General features: G+C 65.8%; 3 protein-coding genes and 1 pseudogene. 1 reads left to right on the top strand and 3 read right to left on the bottom strand.

The annotated features are described in order from the left end of the window. Both QZT59_RS13770 and QZT59_RS13765 read right to left on the bottom strand, forming a co-directional pair. Positions 1–208: pseudogene (locus QZT59_RS13770) on the bottom strand (porphobilinogen deaminase); the annotation flags it as partial. A gap of 115 nt (positions 209–323) precedes the next feature. Then, positions 324–1532 (bottom strand): CaiB/BaiF CoA-transferase family protein, encoded by a 1209-nt coding sequence (locus QZT59_RS13765; RefSeq protein ID WP_290817516.1) that lies wholly within the window; start codon positions 1530–1532, stop codon positions 324–326. Between the two features lie 187 nt (positions 1533–1719). Between QZT59_RS13765 and QZT59_RS13760 the strand changes: the two genes are divergently transcribed. Beyond that, complete coding sequence (locus tag QZT59_RS13760) at positions 1720–2217, top strand: Lrp/AsnC family transcriptional regulator (protein ID WP_290817513.1); 498 nt, start codon at positions 1720–1722, stop codon at positions 2215–2217. A gap of 257 nt (positions 2218–2474) precedes the next feature. Here the strand turns inward: QZT59_RS13760 and QZT59_RS13755 are convergent, their stop codons facing one another. Next, positions 2475–2849 (bottom strand): VOC family protein, encoded by a 375-nt coding sequence (locus QZT59_RS13755; RefSeq protein ID WP_290817507.1) that lies wholly within the window; start codon positions 2847–2849, stop codon positions 2475–2477. Positions 2850–3083: the final 234 nt, after the last annotated feature.

Here is a 3083-nt window from a genome sequence, read left to right as displayed (position 1 = left end):
GGACGCGCTCGTCGAGTTCGCGGACGAACGCGCCCGTCTTACCGAGGCGGTGGATCAGCTCGTCGCGGAGCTGGTCGCCCGTCGTCTCGACGGGGACGAGTTCGACCTCGTACCGGCGCTGTTCGAGGCCCTCGGTCACGGTCGCCGCCTGTCGCCGGGCGAGCGTCGAGCCCCGCGTCGCCAGTCGTAGCCGTCCCCGCGTGTTCATAGTCGACCGTCCGGGCCGGGGGTACGAAAAGCGCACGCTCTGAGCCGACACCTGACAGCGCAGCCAGGTTTCCCGTCGAGGGGTCGCCGGTCGACGGTTTACGGCTTCAGCAGACTCAGTCCCCGCCGAACGCGCCCCGCGCGGCAAGTTCGTCGAGGGCGGCCTCGTCGTAGCCGAGGTCGCGGAACACCTCGCGGCTGTGCTCGCCGAGTCGCGGCGGCGGGGACTCGAAGCCGCTCGTGGCCCGTGCGTAGTTGAGCGGGTGCTCGATGACGGGAATCTCGCCCCGGTCGGGATCCTCGATCGTCGTCACCGTTCCCCGGGCCTCGATCTGTTCGTTGTCGAGGGCGTCGGCGACCTCGTAGACGGGGCCGGCCGGGATCCCGGCCTCCTCGACGAGGCGCTCGATCCACTCGTCGGTCGTTCGCCCGCGGAACGCCGCCGCGAGCTCGGTTTCGAGCTCGCGCATGTGTTCGACGCGGTCGGCGTTGGAGGCGAACCGGTCGTCGGTCGCGAGGTCGGCCCGGTCGAGCGCCGCACAGAGCCGGTCCCAGAGCCGGTCGTTGAGACAGGCGACGTTGAGGTGGCCGTCGGCGGTCTCGAACGTCTGGTATGGCGCGAGCACCGGATCTCTGGTGCCCATCCGCGACGGCGACTCGCCGGCGAACACTTTGCCGGCCTGCTTGGTGAGCCAGGGGAGGGCGGCGTCGAGCATGCCGAGGTCGATGTACTCGCCCTCGCCGGTCTGCTCGCGCCGGTAGAGCGCAGTGACGATGCCGAACGCGGCCCACATCCCCGTGATGAGGTCGGTCATCGGGAGCCCCACCTTCACCGGCTGACGGTCGGGCTCGCCGGTGACGCTCATGATGCCGCTCATCCCCTGGACGAGCAGGTCGTAGCCCGGCCGCTCGCGCCAGGGGCCGGTCTGGCCGAACGCCGAGATCGCACAGTAGACGATCTCGTCGTTGTGTGCACGGATGGACTCCTCGTCGACGTCGAGGCGCTCGGCCGTCCCCGGCCGGTAGTTCTGGAGGAAGACGTCGGCCTCGCTCGCGAGGTCGTACAACGCCTCCCGGCCGGCCTCGCTCTTCAGATCGAGCTCGACGCTTTTTTTGCCGTAGTTTATCGTCCAGAAGTACGGCGACTCGCCGTCGATGAACGGCGGCCCGGAGTGGCGGTTGTCGTCGCCGGCGCCCGGCCGTTCGACCTTGATCACCTCCGCACCCTGGTTGGCGAGCATCAGCGAGCAGAAGCCACCGGTGACGAACGTCGTCAGGTCGACCACCGTCACACCGTCTAAGATCCGATCGGAAGAGCCGGTCATGAATACGGTATACTCAGTCAGGCTGGCCAAAAACCTTCCCTTCAGCCGCTCAGTGACTGGGCCTTGCCAACGTCCCGTCATGAGCACACCGGTCGGTACCAGGACGATGCGTGCGACGTCGACGGTGCGTGCGACCGGCCAACGGGGTGAGAAAGCACTTTATCCGGTCGGCATCTCCGTTCCGACCATGGACGAGCGTGACGCCCGGATCCTGTTGGCCATCTCCGAACAGGAGACCGGTAGTTCCGAACGGATCGCGGAGGCGACCGACATCCCGAAATCGACGGTCCACTACCGGATCCAGAAGCTCCGCGAGGCGGGAGTTATCGCAAACGACCGCTTCGAGTTCGACATGGCCGAACTCGGCCTCGACCTCGTCGTCATCTCCGAAGTTATCGCGACCTACGACGAGGAGTACCACTCGCGGGTCGGTCAGAAGCTCGCGGACGTCGAAGGCGTCAGGCAGGTGTTTTTCACGATGGGTGAGGCCGACTTCGTCGTCATCTCGCGGCTCACGGACCGCGACATGATCGAACGACTGTTCGAGCACTTCGAGGCCATCGACGAGGTTCAGCGGACCCAATCACGGTTCGTCATCTCGACGATCAAGGACCGGGCGAACTCCCTCGACGGCTACGAACTCGAGACGCTGCTCGGCGACGACGAAACCGAGGACGGCGACTGAGCGCGGCTGTTAGCGCGCGTTCGGTTGTCGATCCGAACCGACCGCCCATCGTGTCGGCGGGGGAATCTCGTTCATCGTGTCGGCGGGGGAATCTCGTTCATCGTGTCGGCGGGGGAATCTCGTTCATCGTGTCGGCGGGGGAATCTCGTTCATCGTGTCGGCGGGAGAACGCCGACAATTGCGACAAAGAGACGCCGCCCGTTCTGTGGAGATGGCGACATACTCCCTCCTGTCGACCGCTCTTCGTCCGCACTGTCCTAGATCGGGCCGACGAACTCGACGACGTAACCGTCCGGATCGTAGACGAACGCGGCGCGGCGATCTGCCGCCTCGAACGTCGTCGGCTCGAGGTGGACGCCACAGCCCGATTCCGCGACGACGCGGTCGAACGTCTCGTCCGCGTCGTCGACGGCGAGGGCGAGGTGGTCGATGCCCGCCGGCTCGACGGTCCGCTCGCCGGCCGGATCGTATTTGAACTGGATGGCGCCGCCGTCGTCGGTTCCGACGTAGTAGTTGACGACGCCGTCGTCCGTCGTAAACTCGCGGAGGAACGTGAGTCCGAGGACGTCCTCGTAGAACGCCGTCGATGCGTCGAGGTTGCTCACCCAGATTGCCGTGTGTGCCACGTGCATACGTCCGAAATCGCCGGAATCACCTTATACGTGTTCCCGGCTCGCCCGTGGCGAGAGTGCAGCGCCGGTTGAAAGAAGAGCTGCCGAACGGTATCCAACTCGAACGTGTAAAATCGGACAAAGTTTAATAATCGACGAACGGTTGACGGAGGTATGCCGATAGCACTCGACAGAGACCGGTTCGTCGACACCATGCGCGAGCAGGCCGAGATCGGCGCCACGGACGGCGGTGGC

It is taken from the genome of Halovivax sp. (assembly GCA_007119345.1).
Classification (GTDB): domain Archaea; phylum Halobacteriota; class Halobacteria; order Halobacteriales; family Natrialbaceae; genus Halovivax.
Note: the sequence above shows the minus strand (reverse complement) of the source record. Positions and strands in the feature narration are given on the sequence as shown.

Bases quoted from the DNA above. Each gene is read 5' to 3' on its own strand.
- QZT59_RS13765 (WP_290817516.1), bottom strand. From the start codon at position 1,532: ATGACCGGCTCTTCCGATCGGATCTTAGACGGTGTGACGGTGGTCGAC.
- QZT59_RS13760 (WP_290817513.1), top strand. From the start codon at position 1,720: ATGGACGAGCGTGACGCCCGGATCCTGTTGGCCATCTCCGAACAGGAG.
- QZT59_RS13755 (WP_290817507.1), bottom strand. From the start codon at position 2,849: ATGCACGTGGCACACACGGCAATCTGGGTGAGCAACCTCGACGCATCG.